Origin of the sequence: Streptomyces sp. NPDC017993 (assembly GCF_044328065.1) — a bacterium.
Taxonomy (GTDB): Bacteria; Actinomycetota; Actinomycetes; order Streptomycetales; family Streptomycetaceae; genus Streptomyces.
On sequence record NZ_JBIRGO010000006.1, the window covers coordinates 19,632 to 34,343 of the forward strand.

At 70.0% G+C, this 14,712-nt stretch carries 15 protein-coding genes; 5 read left to right on the forward strand and 10 right to left on the reverse strand.

The features are described from left to right. Positions 1–362: 362 nt before the first annotated feature. Positions 363–1,166, forward strand: a complete 804-nt coding sequence (locus ACH4FH_RS11985) for a carbon-nitrogen family hydrolase (RefSeq protein WP_398555673.1) — start codon at positions 363–365, stop codon at positions 1,164–1,166. Positions 1,167–1,434: 268 nt separating this feature from the next. Here ACH4FH_RS11985 and ACH4FH_RS11990 read toward each other — a convergent pair whose 3' ends face one another. From ACH4FH_RS11990 to ACH4FH_RS12000, 3 genes are all read right to left on the reverse strand, one after another. Continuing rightward, complete coding sequence (locus ACH4FH_RS11990) at positions 1,435–1,635, reverse strand: hypothetical protein (protein WP_398555657.1); 201 nt, start codon at positions 1,633–1,635, stop codon at positions 1,435–1,437. A gap of 411 nt (positions 1,636–2,046) precedes the next feature. Continuing rightward, on the reverse strand, positions 2,047–2,439 hold the full coding sequence (locus ACH4FH_RS11995; protein ID WP_398555674.1) for a hypothetical protein: 393 nt from the start codon (positions 2,437–2,439) through the stop codon (positions 2,047–2,049). Between the two features lie 262 nt (positions 2,440–2,701). Continuing rightward, positions 2,702–3,562 carry a helix-turn-helix transcriptional regulator gene (locus ACH4FH_RS12000; protein ID WP_398555675.1) on the reverse strand — a complete coding sequence of 287 codons (861 nt, stop codon included), beginning with the start codon at positions 3,560–3,562 and terminating at the stop codon, positions 2,702–2,704. Positions 3,563–3,648: 86 nt separating this feature from the next. Here ACH4FH_RS12000 and ACH4FH_RS12005 point away from each other — a divergent pair, with 86 nt between their 5' ends. Continuing rightward, positions 3,649–4,440, forward strand: a complete 792-nt coding sequence (locus ACH4FH_RS12005) for an SDR family NAD(P)-dependent oxidoreductase (protein ID WP_398555676.1) — start codon at positions 3,649–3,651, stop codon at positions 4,438–4,440. A gap of 54 nt (positions 4,441–4,494) precedes the next feature. Here ACH4FH_RS12005 and ACH4FH_RS12010 read toward each other — a convergent pair whose 3' ends face one another. The 3 genes from ACH4FH_RS12010 to ACH4FH_RS12020 form a co-directional block, all read right to left on the reverse strand. Beyond that, positions 4,495–5,055 carry a TetR/AcrR family transcriptional regulator gene (locus ACH4FH_RS12010; protein WP_398555677.1) on the reverse strand — a complete coding sequence of 187 codons (561 nt, stop codon included), beginning with the start codon at positions 5,053–5,055 and terminating at the stop codon, positions 4,495–4,497. Positions 5,056–5,140: 85 nt separating this feature from the next. Beyond that, the gene (locus ACH4FH_RS12015) at positions 5,141–6,532 is read right to left on the reverse strand and encodes an amidase (protein ID WP_398555678.1); all 1,392 of its coding nucleotides are present in this window, start codon (positions 6,530–6,532) and stop codon (positions 5,141–5,143) included. Then, positions 6,519–6,725 carry a hypothetical protein gene (locus ACH4FH_RS12020; protein ID WP_398555679.1) on the reverse strand — a complete coding sequence of 69 codons (207 nt, stop codon included), beginning with the start codon at positions 6,723–6,725 and terminating at the stop codon, positions 6,519–6,521. The genes ACH4FH_RS12015 and ACH4FH_RS12020 overlap by 14 nt, the downstream gene beginning before the upstream one ends. A 262-nt stretch (positions 6,726–6,987) precedes the next feature. On the opposite strand from ACH4FH_RS12020, the gene ACH4FH_RS12025 reads away from it, so the two are divergent. Then, entirely contained in the window at positions 6,988–7,944 is a 957-nt protein-coding gene (locus tag ACH4FH_RS12025) for an MBL fold metallo-hydrolase (RefSeq protein WP_398555680.1), read from the forward strand. 90 nt (positions 7,945–8,034) lie between these two features. Here ACH4FH_RS12025 and ACH4FH_RS12030 read toward each other — a convergent pair whose 3' ends face one another. After that, the gene (locus ACH4FH_RS12030; protein WP_398555681.1) at positions 8,035–8,550 is read right to left on the reverse strand and encodes a hemerythrin domain-containing protein; all 516 of its coding nucleotides are present in this window, start codon (positions 8,548–8,550) and stop codon (positions 8,035–8,037) included. A 418-nt stretch (positions 8,551–8,968) separates the two neighbouring features. Between ACH4FH_RS12030 and ACH4FH_RS12035 the strand changes: the two genes are divergently transcribed. Next, positions 8,969–10,555 carry a sulfatase gene (locus tag ACH4FH_RS12035; RefSeq protein WP_398555682.1) on the forward strand — a complete coding sequence of 529 codons (1,587 nt, stop codon included), beginning with the start codon at positions 8,969–8,971 and terminating at the stop codon, positions 10,553–10,555. A gap of 250 nt (positions 10,556–10,805) precedes the next feature. Here ACH4FH_RS12035 and ACH4FH_RS12040 read toward each other — a convergent pair whose 3' ends face one another. Then, positions 10,806–11,384, reverse strand: coding sequence for a Type-2Aa cytolytic delta-endotoxin (locus tag ACH4FH_RS12040; RefSeq protein ID WP_398555683.1), 579 nt, complete (start codon positions 11,382–11,384; stop codon positions 10,806–10,808). Between the two features lie 118 nt (positions 11,385–11,502). Continuing rightward, positions 11,503–12,234 carry a hypothetical protein gene (locus tag ACH4FH_RS12045; RefSeq protein WP_398555684.1) on the reverse strand — a complete coding sequence of 244 codons (732 nt, stop codon included), beginning with the start codon at positions 12,232–12,234 and terminating at the stop codon, positions 11,503–11,505. Between the two features lie 361 nt (positions 12,235–12,595). On the opposite strand from ACH4FH_RS12045, the gene ACH4FH_RS12050 reads away from it, so the two are divergent. Then, on the forward strand, positions 12,596–13,909 hold the full coding sequence (locus ACH4FH_RS12050) for an MFS transporter (RefSeq protein ID WP_398556055.1): 1,314 nt from the start codon (positions 12,596–12,598) through the stop codon (positions 13,907–13,909). Positions 13,910–14,080: 171 nt separating this feature from the next. On the opposite strand, the gene ACH4FH_RS12055 is transcribed toward ACH4FH_RS12050, so the two are convergent. Beyond that, positions 14,081–14,707 carry a TetR/AcrR family transcriptional regulator gene (locus ACH4FH_RS12055; RefSeq protein ID WP_398555685.1) on the reverse strand — a complete coding sequence of 209 codons (627 nt, stop codon included), beginning with the start codon at positions 14,705–14,707 and terminating at the stop codon, positions 14,081–14,083. Positions 14,708–14,712: the final 5 nt, after the last annotated feature.

Consider the following 14,712-nt stretch of genomic DNA (forward strand, 5'->3'; position numbering starts at 1 on the left):
GCGTCCAGCGAGAACGGGCGGCCGCGGCAGACCGGCGGCATGAACGGCGTGTGGCTTGCTTGCTTGCTTGCTTGCTTGCTTGCTTGCTTGCTTGCTTGCTGCACCACGATCCACCCGGGGCGACCGGGAACACGAAGTGTCCGAAGTCGCGCACAATCCGTCACATGATGGCCGGTGATGCTCTCCCGGTTCCTGCTGTCGTGCCGACTGCCGTCGTGGGATTCCCGCGGGCATGGGAGGACGACACGGTGCACCCGCCGAGGGGCTCCTCGCTCAAGGTGCGCGGCGGGGCAGATGGCTCCGTAAGCTCGTAGGCACAGGTTCCCTTGGGCCGTGCAGCGACGGTCTCGGAGGTGACAGCCATGCGCGCCTCGTTGATACAGCTGTCGGTGGACTCGTCGGATTCCGCCGAGGACCGCCGTCACAGGGCAGCGTCCCTGGTCCGCGGCCGGGCGGGCGACGATCTGGTGGTACTACCGGAGCTGTGGACAGCCGGAGCTTGGGCCTACGACCGCTGGGAGCGCGACGCCGAAGGGATCGACGGCCTCACTGCCGAGGTCATGTCCGCCGCTGCTCGTGAGGCCGGTGCGTGGCTCCATGCCGGATCGATCGTCGAGCGGGACCGGGACGGGACGCTGTACAACTCCGCCCTCCTCTTCGACCGGGCCGGCGTCCTGCGCGGTCACTATCGCAAGATCCACCGATACGGCTTCGACACCGGCGAGGCGACGATGATGGGCGGGGGGCGCGACATCGTCACCGTGCCCACCGACTTCGGCGTGATCGGCCTTGCCATCTGCTACGACCTCCGCTTCCCCGAACTCTTCCGGGGCCTGCTCGACGCGGGCGCGGAACTGATCGTGGTGCCCGCCGCATGGCCCGCGGCTCGTCTGAGCCATTGGCAGCTCCTCACGCGCACCAGGGCCCTGGAGGAGCAGGTCTTCCTCCTTGCCTGTGACGCGGTGGGTACCCACGGCGGTATGCAGCAGGCCGGCCACAGCACGGTCATCGACCCTTGGGGAACCGTCCTGGGCGAGGCCGGCACTACGGAGGAGTCGGTGACGGCTGACTTCGACGTGGCCCACGTTGCCCGGATCCGCTCCGAACTCCCGGTTCTGCGCGACCGTGTCCTCGCGATCGAAGCTCCCGAGGGACGCAGGCAGTAGACGTGGGCCGGGTCGCGGTGGTCGGGTGCGCAGCGCCTCGAGACGACGTGGACCCCGACATCATGCGACGCACTGTTACCGCGCAGCATGATCAGCCGAGTTGCTTCGGTCCGCCCACCATCACGACCGTGACGCTTCCATCGGCCACCGACAACGCCCGGAGCGACAACGGCCACCCCGCCCTCCCGCAGCCGAGATAGGTGCCTTGAGAGGGAATGGCGCCGGCCTCGCCCGCCGCGATCTGGCGGCCGGGCCCACCGCGGCGCACTCAGCCGAAGGCGGAACCGGCACGCGCTCCCCCATCATTCTCCCGCAGACGCGGCCGCAACTCGGTCCAGTCCCCCATTGCCTGCCGGACGTGGCGCTCCATCTGTTCGGCCACCTCACGCGCCTCAGCCACGATGTCGCCGCGCTCCCTGACCAAACGGTCGTAGATCGGCGGATGCTCAAAACCCCCTGCGGTGCTCATGACACCCAATCATTCCCCCTGACCGGCGATCTGTCAGGTCAGACCAGGGATAAGCCCACCTCACGCAGCAACGGAACCGTGGAAGTCGTAGGCGGTGAAATTGTAGGTGCCGGCGAGTCGACTCCAACCGCGGTTGCCCGGCAAGGCTTGGGAGGTGTGTCAGGTCCACGGGCAGCTCAGGGGTGGGGCCTGGGGATGGACTCACCCCTCCGAGGCCCGGCCAGCAGCAGCGAGCGAGGGACCTGCGCTCATTCGCCCGCTTCGTCGTCTGCGTCCTTGCCGGGCGGACGCGGCCCGCACCGGGTACAGGTCGGGCGCCGTGTGGAGAGCCGCGTCGGCGCTTGCCGAGTCCGAGCCGCGATTCCTCCTGTGGCGCGGCTTGGTCTCAAGACTGCGCGCACCTGCGCGCCCTTACCCCTCCGCCTTCCCTCCCCCAAGCTCGCAGGACCGTTCCTGCGCCGGCATGGGCGCGTCTGGAGGCTCTCGCGTGTGGCGCTCTCGAACTTCTCCACGACCGCCCCTGAGTGGGATGTCAGGGCGAGCGGCACCGGCCGTGACGGTGCCCCAGCTGGTGGGTTGCAGAAGGCGGTGGGCGGATCGGCGGAGATGGTCGAGGACGGCGGGGTCGGCGTCGAGGGTGTATTCGGTGTCGATGGCGGCCAAGGTCTGGGTGATGCGGGGCAGATGGTCGTCGGCGCCGTCGAGGCGGGTGGTGTGTTTGTCGAGGGCGCGGACGCGGGTGCCCAGGCCGGGGATGCGGGGGTGGACGTGGTCGGCGGGGGCGTGGATGGTGGCGATCCGCACCGAGATCGACCGTCTCGACGCCTTCCTCAACTGCACCCGCATCACCCCCTCCTACCGCACCCCTCTCGAACGCCGCCTCGCCATCGGCGCCTGAACCCGCCCCAGCGGTACGCACGGTGAGGCCCTTCCTCCAGGTGCGCGCGGCGCCGGAATTCAGGAGTCGGCCGGAAAATGGGCGGTGCCAAGGTTGTGGACGCTTTTCTACTCGGTGAGTGCCCGGGGAGCGATATCCGACATCGTCTTGATCACGGCTGGAGACATGTCAGCCGGGCACGCCCATGTGCTGCGTGCCGACGACTGACAGCAGCCGCATCGCCTCTTCCGACCGTGAGCCGGGCGCGGCGGTGTAAATGACGACTCGTTGGTCCCGGTCGGCGATATCCAGGACATCGCAGTTGACGGCGACGGGGCCGACGAGGGGGTGCTCGAAGGTCTTGCAGAGGGTGGGCCCGGCGGTCACGTCGTGCGCGGCCCAGAGCCGGGCGAACTCCTCACTGCCGGCGAGGAGTTCCTTGATCAGGTCGGTCATCTCCGGATCGTTGGGGTAGCGAGCTGCGGCGGCGCGCAGGTGCTGGGCCGAGCTCCGGGCGAACTCGTCCGCGTCCGAGACTCCGTAGAGCCGTCGGCCCTGCCGGTAGGGGCCGAGGAAGGCTCGTCGGAGGAGGTTTCGGTCCCGGCGCGACAGGGCGGAGAAGTCCTCCATCAGGGCAGCGGCCAGATCGTTCCAGGCAAGGACCTCGTACGTCGCCGACATCACGATCGCCGCAGCCTCCGGCAGCCGGTGGAGCAGGTCGACGACGCTCTGCCGTACCTCCCGCGAAGGCCCGGGCGGGGGCGCGGGCGGGGCGCCGGCGAGGTGGTGGAGATGGTCGCGCTCGGCGTCCGACAGGCGCAGCGCGCGGGCGAGTTGGACCAGCACCTCGCGGGAGGGCTGTGGGGCGCGAGCCTGCTCAAGTCGCGTGTAGTACTCGGTCGAGATGAACGCCAGCTGCGCCACCTCCTCCCGACGCAATCCCGGGGTTCGGCGGCGCGCCCCGGCGGGCAACCCCACGTCGGCGGGGGTGATGCGCTCGCGCCTGCTGCGCAGGAAGTCACCAAGCTCACGTCGTACTCGTCGATCCACTTCCCCAGTGTGCGCGGCGCCGACGCGCCTAGCCAGGTACTGCCGGTGCCTGGATGAGCAGGGTGGCCGGACACAAGCTCGTCGGCATGAACAACACAACGATCACGTCCACCACGACCTCGGGCCTGCTGGCCGGCAAGGTCGCCTTCATCACTGGTGCCGGTCGCGGTATCGGCTCGGCATCAGCGCGGCTGTTCGCCCGGGAGGGGGCCCGGGTGCTCCTCGCCGCCCGCACGGAGACCCAGCTCAAAGCGGTGACCGAGGAGATCCGGACGGCCGGCGGCACCGCGGACTACGTGGTGTGCGACCTGGCCGACCCGGCGAGCGTCCGTGCCGCCGTAGACCGGTCCGTGGAGCTGTACGGCCGGCTCGACGTGGCCTTCAACAACGGCGCGACGGGCCAGCCGCCCGGCCCGATGGACCAGCTGTCGGAGGCCGATTTCGACCGCGTCTGCGCCGTCAACTTCAAGGGCCCGTGGGTGGCCATGACCGCCGAGATCGCCGCCATCCGCGCCACCGCGAAGCGCGGGGCCATCGTCAACACCTCCAGCGTCGGCAGCCTGATGGCCAACCCCGCGCTGCCCGCATACGGCGCGGCGAAGCGGGCGGTCAACAGTCTCACCGCGTCGGCAGCCACCACATACGGCCCGGAAGGAATCCGCGTCAACGCCATCGCGCCCGGCACCACACTCACCGAGATGCTGCACGAGTGGGACGAGAAGTCTCCCGGCACCATCGAGCAGCTCAATGCCCTGACCCCGCTGGGCCGCGCCGCCGATCCGGACGAGATCGCCCAGGCCGCCGCCTGGCTCCTCAGCGACCGCTCCTCCTACGTCACCGGCACGGTCCTTCGGGTCGACGGCGGCATGCGAGCCTGAGTCGAAGCGGGGTCTTGCTCGCGGTCGCGGCGCCGTGATGGAAGGGATCGCCCCTCAGAGTCCGCGGAGAGCGTTCGCCACGAGTTCGCGTGCGTAATCGGCGTCCAGCCGGCTGGGGCGAAAGAGGATGCGGTACATGATCGGCGCTACGACGCGGTCGATCATCAGCTCAGTGGCAGGCACCGGTTCACCGCGCCGCGCCGCACGGTCCAGCACGGCATCGATCTGTTCCGCCGCGTAGCCGGAGCACTGCCCGGCGTTGGTGCCGTCCGGGTCGCCGAGGAGCGCGTCCCTGATGTAGGCGCGCCCCGACGGTGAGGCCATCTCGTCGAGGAACTGCTCCGCCCACGCGTCGAGGTCGGCCCGCAGGCTACCGAGGTCGGCGGGGTCGGTCTCCGGACGGAGCCGTTCCACCGCTACGTCGGACAGCAGTTCCTGCAGGTCGCCCCAGCGGCGGTAGATCGTTGACGGTGTCACACCGGCCCGGGTCGCCACCATGGGGACGGTCACCGCGTCGCGGCCCACCTCGCCGACGAGTTCACGGACGGCGGCGTGCACGGACTCCTGCACACGTGCGCTGCGCCCACCCGGGCGAGTCATGGGCTTGGGGCTCATAACCTCCACCTTAAGGCAAATCCGTAGCTTCTAGCCGGGCCGCTCAGCCCTCGACGGCGCGAGCCGCAGGCCAGGCGTCCGGGCCTCAGGCCGTGATAGGGGCCGGCCTCCCCGCGTCGGTGGCTGCCTCCTCGTAGGCCCGCCCCACGCGCAGCACCGTCGCGTCCCGGAAAGGACGCGCCATCAGTTGCATACCGATCGGCAGTCCGGCGGCATCGTGCCCGACCGGCAGGGTGAGTGCCGGTGCACCGGTGACGTTGGCCGGGGCGGAGAGGCGGACGTAGCTGTCGGACACGCCCTCCTTGGTGCCGTCGGCCCACTCGACCGTTTCCTGGCCGGCCTTGGCGGCGGTCATGGGTACGGTCGGCGCGGCGAGGACATCGATCCCGTCGAACATGCGGGCCCAGGCGTCGCGCATTTGGGTACGGGCCCGCTGGGCGCGGAGGTAGTCGCCCGCCGAGGTAAGTTCACCGGCCTCCAGGAGAACGCGGACGTCCGGCGCGTACAGGTCGGCCGTGGCCCGCAGCGACCGCTCGTGGTAGGCGGTGGCCTCGGGCACCATCAGGCCCCACTGGACGGCTTGGATGTAGCGCGCCATCGGGATCTCGACGTCGACGAGCTCCGCCCCGAGTTCGGCCAGCCGGTCGATCGCCCGGCGTACGGCTTCCTCGACTTCGGGCGAGACCTGCTCGAAGTAGTGGTTGCGGGGGACGCCGACCTTCAGCCCCTTCAGGTTGGCGCCGCCGGAGAAGTCCGGCGTCTGACCGGACACACTCGCCGGGTCGCGCGGGTCGTGACCGGCCGTCGCGGAAAGGACCAGGGCCGCGTCCCGGACGGTGCGGCTGATGGGGCCGACGTGGTCCAGGGACCAGGACAGCGAGGTCACTCCGTGGCGGGAGACGAGCCCGTAGGTCGGCTTGAAGCCCACCATGCCGTTCAGCGCGGCCGGGACCCGGATGGAGCCTCCTGTGTCGGTCCCCAGGGCGAACGTCGCGGCGCCCGCGGCGACCGCGACCGCCGAGCCGCCGCTCGATCCTCCGGCGATTCGGCCCTGGTCCCAGGCGTTGCTGGTCTGCGGCGTGGTCAGGCCGTACGCGAACTCATGGGTGTGCGTCTTGCCCAGGAGGACGGCTCCGGCGGCCTTCAGCAGCGCGGCCACATGACTGTCGTGGTCCGCGACATGTCCCGCCCTGACGTTCGAGCTTGCCGTGGTGGGCAAACCCTGGACGTCGATCAGGTCCTTGAGGCCCATCGGGATGCCGTGCAGTGGACCGCGCGGTCCGCGTTCGGAGATCTCCCGTTCCGCGCGGACCGCCGCGTCCAGAGCGGCGTCCGCGGCGACGGTGACGTAGGCACCAAGTCGTCCGTCGACCGCGTCGATGCGGGCCAGAACGGATGTGGTGAGTTCGACCGGGGACAGCTGCCCCGTGCGGATCGCGCGGGCCGCCTCCGTGAGGGTCAGCTCAAACGGCTGCATCGACGCTCCCCTGTCCGGCGCGGTAGGAGGCCGCGGGCGGCGTGTCACCGAAGTCGAGCTCGCGCAGTGTGGCGATGACGGAGTGGATGTGGTTGGCGGTCGCGGCCACCCCTTCATGGCGGTCGCCGGTCAGGGGAAGCCCCGCTCGGAGCGCCCCTCGGGCCGCCTCCTGAGGAGTGAGTTCGCTGGTCATACGCGCCCTTCCGGCCATGAGCGGTGCCTCGGCCGGGTACGGGCCCTGGCCATCGACACCTAAAAGCGAATCGTTTGCTTTAGGTGACAGTAGGGCCTAGGGTGGCTTAACGCAAACCAATTGCTTTTAGCTCGGGAGGGGGCAACCGTCACCAGAACCCGGCGCACCCGGCTCCCCTCCCCCGGCGCCCTCGTCGCTCACCGGCGACAGGAGCCATGCCGCCCCGGCCGACGTCACCCACGACAAGTAAGGAAGCTCCGCAATGTCCTCGAACACGCAGCCCGGCAGCACAACCGCCCCGCGGGCCCCCGCCTGGACGGTGGGCGACCACACCGTGCGACGTATTGACGAGACAGCTCTTCCCCCTCAGACCGGCCCGTGGCTGCTGCCCGGCGCGAACGCCGATGTCGTGGCCCGCACACCGTGGCTGCGCCCCGACTTCGCCGACGACCAGGGCGTCCTGCGTCTGGCGAGCCACACCTTCGCCGTCGAGGTGGAAGGACTGCGGATACTGGTCGACACCGGTATCGGCAACGGAAAGCAACGCGCCAACCCCGCCTGGCACAACCTGGACAGTGACTACGAGGCGCGACTGACCGCGGCGGGCTTCGCTCCCGAGACGGTGGACGTCGTCGTCCTGACCCACCTCCACACCGACCACGTCGGCTGGAACACCCGGGCCGAGGGCGGCTCCTGGGTGCCCACCTTTCCCAACGCGCGCTACCTGACGGCTCGTACCGAGTGGGACTACTGGGCCGGTGTCGAGATGGAGGAGGCCCGGCGGCAAATGTTCCGGGACTCGGTTCACCCCGTGCGGGACGCCGGCCTTCTCGATCTCGTCGACGTCCCGGACGAGGGAACTGACATCGCGCCGGGCGTCCGCCTCCTGCCCGCTCCCGGGCACACGCCGGGTCAGGTGGCGGTGGAGCTGAGCAGCCGGGGCGAGCGCGCCCTCATCACCGGTGACAGCATCCACCACCCGGTCCAGCTGGGACATCCCGAACTCTGCAGCTGCGTGGACATCTCCCCCGAACTCGCCACGCGGACCCGGCACCGGCTGCTCGATTCGCTGGCCGGCACCTCGACCCTCCTGCTCGGGAGCCACTTCCCGCCGCCGACCGCCGGTCACGTGCGGCGTGAGGGCGACTCGTACCGGCTGGTGCCCGCCGCCCCGGGGTTCGCGACACCTCAACTGCGGTCAGCCCCGCCCAGCGCATAGCGGTAACGGACGCGCTGTCAGGCCCTCGGCACCGACCAGCCGGCCTCAGGTCTGCGTTCCGCAGGCATCCGCAGACGCCCGTACGGCCGGTTACGCGGACGCGGCCGCGATGACTGCGCGTACGTTTTCGGCTCTGCCAGGAGCGGATGCCAACTGATCCCGGCGTGCCTTGACGAAAGCAGCACCGAGTTCGGCCCGCCGCGCGTCGCTGACGTTCTCCCGGGTGTCGTTGATCAGTGACCGCTCCTCCTCGTCCAAGTGGTGCGTCACCGCCTGGACGAGGTCCTCCAGCCGCTCATCCCATTCCTCGGTGCCGGGCTCACCGGCCTCCAGCAGCGCGAGCAGAGCCTCGTTGCCCTCCGCGTGCTCTTCCTTTCCGTGCTCCACATCGTGATCGTCGACGTTCTTGAACCGGCGAAGCGCTGGGTAGACCTCGCGCTCCTCAGCCTCGGCGTGCGCGATCAGCAGGTCGGCGAACCGGCGCAGAGCCGCGCCACGGTCCGCGTCCACACTGCGCATCTCCCGGAACAGATCCTCCATGGTGCGGTGGTCCCGCAGGATCAGCTCCACGACATCCGTTCCCGCCTCGGTCAGCTGGTCGCTCATGTCACCCACCTTTCGTTGACTGGCGGATGCCCCACAGCGATCGCCTCACTCATCCCTCCTGTCACGCCGGTGATTGAACGGACGCCTCCGACAGGCCGTACAGATAACGGCGGCCCGATCTCCCGCGCCTGGTCCGCCGTGCCACCACCGGGCTTCGCACGGAAGGACCCTCGGGTTGTCCCACTTCCCCAGCTCTCGTCAGCAGCCGGACACGGATACGGCAACAATGGATACGGCAACAACGGAGGATGTCAGGACGCAGGGCAGCCCTCTGGAGCGCGACCCGTACGACACTGTCGACGGTCAGACCGCCACAGGAGGTGACGACGCCGACGTCGGTGGCGCCGCCAGTGACCACCCGGGCTCCGCTAGGGGTTGGCGGGGCAAGTACCCCGCCGCGGCAAGGGCCTTGGCGTGGATGACCACTGCTCTGGCCGCCTTGCTCGTACTCTTCGCCCTCCTGCTGCCGAACGAGTTCACCCGTCTCACGCCCGGTACGTTCGCACGGCTCCCGGTGGAGGGGATCTTCGGTGCCGTCGTGCTGCTCGTCCTGCCGCCGAAGGCGAGGCGGCCGGCGGCGGTGGCCGCCGGTGTGGGCCTGGGTGTGCTGACCGTCCTGAATTTCCTCGACATGGGTTTCCGCTCGGTTCTCGGCCGGCCCTTCGACTTGGTGCTCGACTGGATCCTGCTCGACGACGCCGAGTCGTTCCTCAGCGACTCGGTCGGCCGGACCGGCGCGATCGGCGCCGTCATCGGAGTCGTGGCCCTCGTTCTCACCCTGCTCGTCCTCATGACGCTGGCGGTCGCCCGGCTGAGCCGTCTCATGGCCCGGCACAGCGCCGTAGCGACCCGTACGGCCTTGGTCCTGGGAACGACGTGGATAACCTGCGGGGCGCTCGGCGCGCAGATCGCTGGAGTGCCGGTCGCTTCGCGCAACACCTCCGACCTCGTCCAGGACCGTGCCGACCAGGTGCGGGCGGGCCTGAAGGATGGACGGGCGTTCGCCAAGGAGGCCGCCGATGACGCCTTCCGCGACACCCCGGCCGACCAGTTGCTGACCGGGCTGCGCGGCAAGGATGTCCTCTTCACCTTCATCGAGAGCTACGGACGCAGCGCGCTCCAGAACCCGGCGACGGCATCACCGGTCGACGCGGCGCTCGAGGACGGGACCCGTCGGCTGCGCAAGGCCGGTTTCTCCTCCCGGAGCGCCTTCCTCACCTCGCCGACAGCGGGCGGCGGCAGCTGGCTGGCGCACTCCACCTTCATGTCAGGCTTGTGGATCAAGAACCAACAGCGCTACCGCAGCGTCACCTCGAGCGACCGCCTGACCCTCACCGGCGCCTTTCGTCGAACCCATGCCTGGCGGACGGTCGGCATCATGCCGGGCGTGACCCGGGCCTGGCCGGAGGGAAAGTTCTACGGCCTCGACCACGTCTACGACACCCATCATCTCGGCTACAAGGGCCCGCAGTTCAGCTGGTCGCGGGTCCCCGACCAGTACAGCCTGGCGGCCTTCGAGCGTCTGGAGCACGGCAAGCCGGGCCGCAAGCCCTTGATGTCGGAGAACATCCTGGTCTCCAGCCACAACCCGTGGGCGCCCATACCCAAGATGATCGACTGGGGCAAGGTCGGTGACGGCTCGGTCTACGACGCCATCGAGAAGCAGGGCAAGACTCCCGAAGAGGTGTGGAAGGACCCCGCGCGGGTGCGCACCGAGTACCGGCGTGCGATCGCGTACTCACTGCGAAGTCTCATCTCGTACGTGGAGAAGTACGGCAACAAGAACACCGTGCTCGTCTTCCTGGGCGACCATCAACCGGTACCGACCGCCACCGGCGAGAACGCCGGCCGGGACGTACCGATCACGATCGTCGCCCACGACCCGGCGGTGATGCGGCGGATCTCCGGCTGGGGTTGGCAGGACGGCCTGAAGCCCGGCCCGAATGCACCGGTCTTGAGGATGGACACGTTCCGCGACCGCTTCCTGTCCGCCTACAGCTCGTAGCCCGGCCCGACACTGTCCCCGTCCGCCTTGTCCCATCCCACATATCCCTCAACGCGGACTCCTGCCGAGCGGGGCGGAGGAATGTGATGCGTCGCAAGGACGGCTGGCCGTCACGGACCTTGTCGGTCATGCTGCCGTCGGGCTGCCTCGCGTCGTGGCGTCGGCAGTGGCGTGCCGCAGCAGAACTGCTCGCTCGGATGGGCCGGCCCGGGACGGCGGGCCGGGCGGGTTACTGCCCGTCAGGCGACAGTCAGCACACCGGCTGCAGCTCCTGACGCACCACGATCGCGTTGAGCCTCAGTGCGAACGGGGCGACATCCGAGATCTCCAGGGCACCGACCCGCGCCTTCTCCAGGCCGATGGTCGCATCCACGCAGAAGGCAATGGCGTACACCCCCGCCCCGGTCTCCTCGTCCTGGAGGGCGAAGAACAGGTCCCGGTAGAAGCTGGTGTGTTCCTCGCCTTCCTCGTAGTACGAGAGCCCCGGCTCACCCTCCTGCGCGGCGAGGCCGGTGAAGGCGCGCACCAACTCCTCCTCGATCGTGTCCCAGAAGGAAGCGTCGGCGAACGCCTCGGGCAGAGCCTGACGCACTGCCTCCTTCAGGGAGAGCACCATCACCATGACCGGGGCGTACTCCTGAAGTCCCCAGCCGCGGACGGTCTTGACGATGACGCCGTCGGGTATGGAGGCGGCGGCCTCCCTGATGTTGCCGAAGTCGAAGTTGACGGTCGCCGGAGCGATCGCCTCCTGGAACACCCGGTCGATGGCCCGGGCCTGGTCGAGGTGGTCCGAGCCCACATCGATGACGGTTTTGAAATTGGCGGCCAAAACTCCTCCTGCGTGTCGCGGTGATCAGGAGGGGGCAGTATGCCGAGCAGGCTGCGCGCGACGCACCGGCGTCCCGGTGTGCGGACGGCGCCCTCCGCAGCCAGACGAATGCGGGTGCTCATCGGGAGCGGGCAAGGACCACCAGACCCTCGTGGCCCACGTCCGGCGCACTCAGGGTCAGCCAGCCGTGGCCACGTATCCGGGTGTCCGCGTCGATGCTCGGGTGCACCGACAGGTACTCGCAGGCCGACATGGCGCTCTCCGTGCCCTCGTTCGGCTCGGCCTCGTCGAATTCCGGATCGAAGTCCTCGTCGTCGACGGCCCGCGTCTCCCACGGAAGCGGATCGCCGACCCACTCCGGATCGCTCTCCCGTGCGTAACGGCGCTTGATGTGACCTTCCTCGGCGACCACCCAGATGTCGGCACCGCCCGCGATGTCCTCCAGGAACATCTGTGCCTCGCCGCACCGCCGGCTCAGCCGTCGCACGGCGTCCATCATGCCGTCCCAGCTGTAGCCGATCACGGATTCCAGGCCCCCGTAGATCAGCCGCCATCCGTCGAGTTCCGGCGTCACGAAAACCAGAGCCGTCCCTGGGCGGGACGGCAGGTCCGCGACGTTCACCCCCTCGCGAAGGGTGACCGGCATCCGGTCGTGCAGATCCAGCGCCTCGAACAGTCCTTCATATCTCTCGCCCGGCACCGCGAACCACCATGCCGTCGGCAACCCGTGAACCGGCTTCTCCCCCGCGGACTTGAGCAACGCCCGACGCGCCAACAGCCTCCGGCCCCGCTCCCCGAGACAGTCGGTGAACCCGGTCTGCAGGAGCGTCTCAAGCCTGTTCTCACTCATACGACCGGAGCATAGACAGGGCCACTGACACACGGCACGCGACAGCGGCGTCTCGTTGTGGATGAGCCTCGGGGGGCACGACGTCCCACTGGGCCACCCAGGAAGGGGCTGCGCCGGGGACGCATGGTGAGAATCGCCGTCCCGAATCGCACCGTTGACGACGCGGCGCGGCATGGGTGCCCAGGCGCGGCGTGAGTGCCCGGCACGCCGCTGGACTGCTCAAAGCCGCGGGAGGCGTGTGTCCCGGCAATACCGTGTCGCCATGGTGCGCGCCGGTAACCCGCAGGCCGATGGCGGGAAGAGACATGCGAGCTCCGGCCGAGCGCTGTCCCCGCTCCTCGCGGTCTGCGCGGGCTACTTCATGGTCATCCTGGACGTGACCGTCATCAACGTCGCCGTTCCGGTGGTGGGGCGGGAACTGTCCGCGTCGCTCACCGACATCCAGTGGATCACGGACGGCTACACCCTGGTCTTCGCCGGCCTGCTGCTCACCGGCGGCGCGCTGGGAGACCGGCTCGGCAACCGCCGGATCTTCTGCACCGGGGTGGTCGTGTTCACCCTTGCCTCGGCCGGCTGCGGGCTGGCCGGGAGCACCGGCACGCTGATCGCCGCCCGGCTGGTGGAAGGGCTCGGCGCGGCTCTGATCGTGCCCGGCTCCCTCGCCCTCCTCCAACAGGCCTATCCCGCACCGGCCGAGCGGTCCCGGGCCTTCGGCCTATGGGGCTCCATGGCAGGCATCGCTGCCTCCGCCGGGCCCCTTCTGGGCGGTCTCCTGGTCACCACGGTGGGCTGGCGCTGGGTGTTCTTCATCAACCTGCCCGTGGGATGCGTCTGCTTGTTGCTGACGCTGCGTCGTGTGTCCGCCTCGCCCCGGCGTGCGGACCGCCCATTGGACTGGCCGGCCCAGTGCGCGCTCGTCGCTGGGGTGGCCCTGCTCACCGCCGTCCTCAACGAGGCCGGACGGCGGGGTTGGACGGACCCGCTGATCCTCACCGGGACCGGCCTGTGTCTGCTGGCAGCCGCCGCGTTCGTCCTGCGCGAGCGCTTGGCCCGCTCCCCCGTACTGCCCTTGCCGCTACTGCGCTCCCGGCCGATGAGCGGGGCCGCGGTCATCGGCCTGCTGTTCAACTTCGCCTTCTACAGCATGATCTTCACCGCCAGCTTGTACTTCCAGCATGAGCGCGGCCTGAGCGCGCTGCGCACCGGGATCGCCCTCTTCCCGGCGGTGGCCATGACCATGTTCGCCTCCGTCCTGTCCGGGCGACTGGCACGCCGAACCGGACACCGCCCCCTCGTGGTCACCGGCATGGTCCTTGGAGCGGCAGGGCTGGCCGGGTGGGCCGCCGCCGGCGCGAATCCGCACTACCTCCTGCTCGTGGGGCCGATGATGGCGGCGGGCTTCGGCACGTCCTTCGCCCTCACCGGATCGACCGCCACCGTGATGTCAGCCGCCCCGGACACGCACTCCGGCACCGCCTCCGCCCTGTTCAACACCGCCCGCCAGATCGGCAGCGCCGCAGGCGTCGCGCTGGGAGGCTCACTGCTGGCCGCCACGGCCGGCTTCGCCACCGGGCTGCGGACCAGCATGGCCATCGGCGCCGCCGCGTATGTGACGGCCGCCGTCCTCGCTGTCTTCTGCATCCCGCGGAAGGAGCCCCGCCACCTCACCGGCTGAAGGGCGGCGGGCCGAAGCGGGTACGTCAGAACCGGGAGATCGGCCGCGACGACCCCTGACCTGGCTGCCGCGTTCCGTTCTGCTCCGGCCGCCGGGCCACGGTCCGGGCCGACACCGCCGGCACGGGGGTGGCCCTCGCCGATGCTCTCGCCCGGCGGTCTCCGGCCGGCGTCATGTGCTCCGTGTGTCCCGGACGTATGCGCCGGCCCGTGCCGCTGTGAAGGCGGCCTGTGCGGCGCGCTGTGCGGCGGCCTCGTCCAGGGGCAGAGGCGCGGTGAGGAGTTGGTAGTAGAGGGGCGCGGATACGGCCCGGATCACCGCGTGCGGGTCGGTGTCCTCGGGTACCTCGCCCCGCTCCGCGGCCTGCTGCACACAGGGTGCCCACTCCTGGACGCGGACCTCGTAGAAGCGGTGCAGGGCCTCGGCGGTCTTGGCGTCGCAGGTGGCCGCGGCGAGGACGGCCTTGAAGAGCGCACCCTGACGCGGGTCGGCCAGGGTGCGGCGTACGAGAGCGGCGTTGGCCTGGAGGTCGCCGAGCAGTGAGCCCGTCTCGGTGCGGGGCAGCGACTGCTCGGCCATGTCCGCCAGCAGGTCGGCCACCAGACCGGTCACGGTGCCCCAGCGGCGGTAGACGGTCGTCTTGCCCACCTCCGCGCGGCGGGCGACGTCGGCGAGGTCGAGCCGGGCGAAGCCCTGTTCGGCCAGTGCGTCGCCGGCCGCCCGCAGCACCGCGGCCCGCACCCGCGCCGTCCGTCCGCCCGGGCGCACTGTCCCCGGGTCGGCGCTCTCAGAATCCATAACGG

Excerpts from the sequence above, each read along its gene's own strand:
- ACH4FH_RS12010 (WP_398555677.1), bottom strand. The coding sequence starts at position 5,055 with ATGAGCCCCAAGCCCATGACTCGCCCGGGTGGGCGCAGCGCACGTGTG.
- ACH4FH_RS12030 (WP_398555681.1), bottom strand. The coding sequence starts at position 8,550 with ATGAGCGACCAGCTGACCGAGGCGGGAACGGATGTCGTGGAGCTGATC.
- ACH4FH_RS12045 (WP_398555684.1), bottom strand. The coding sequence starts at position 12,234 with ATGAGTGAGAACAGGCTTGAGACGCTCCTGCAGACCGGGTTCACCGAC.
- ACH4FH_RS12020 (WP_398555679.1), bottom strand. The coding sequence starts at position 6,725 with ATGACCAGCGAACTCACTCCTCAGGAGGCGGCCCGAGGGGCGCTCCGA.
- ACH4FH_RS12035 (WP_398555682.1), top strand. The coding sequence starts at position 8,969 with ATGACCACTGCTCTGGCCGCCTTGCTCGTACTCTTCGCCCTCCTGCTG.
- ACH4FH_RS12050 (WP_398556055.1), top strand. The coding sequence starts at position 12,596 with ATGGTCATCCTGGACGTGACCGTCATCAACGTCGCCGTTCCGGTGGTG.
- ACH4FH_RS12015 (WP_398555678.1), bottom strand. The coding sequence starts at position 6,532 with ATGCAGCCGTTTGAGCTGACCCTCACGGAGGCGGCCCGCGCGATCCGC.
- ACH4FH_RS11990 (WP_398555657.1), bottom strand. The coding sequence starts at position 1,635 with ATGAGCACCGCAGGGGGTTTTGAGCATCCGCCGATCTACGACCGTTTG.
- ACH4FH_RS12055 (WP_398555685.1), bottom strand. The coding sequence starts at position 14,707 with ATGGATTCTGAGAGCGCCGACCCGGGGACAGTGCGCCCGGGCGGACGG.
- ACH4FH_RS12005 (WP_398555676.1), top strand. The coding sequence starts at position 3,649 with ATGAACAACACAACGATCACGTCCACCACGACCTCGGGCCTGCTGGCC.
- ACH4FH_RS12025 (WP_398555680.1), top strand. The coding sequence starts at position 6,988 with ATGTCCTCGAACACGCAGCCCGGCAGCACAACCGCCCCGCGGGCCCCC.
- ACH4FH_RS11985 (WP_398555673.1), top strand. The coding sequence starts at position 363 with ATGCGCGCCTCGTTGATACAGCTGTCGGTGGACTCGTCGGATTCCGCC.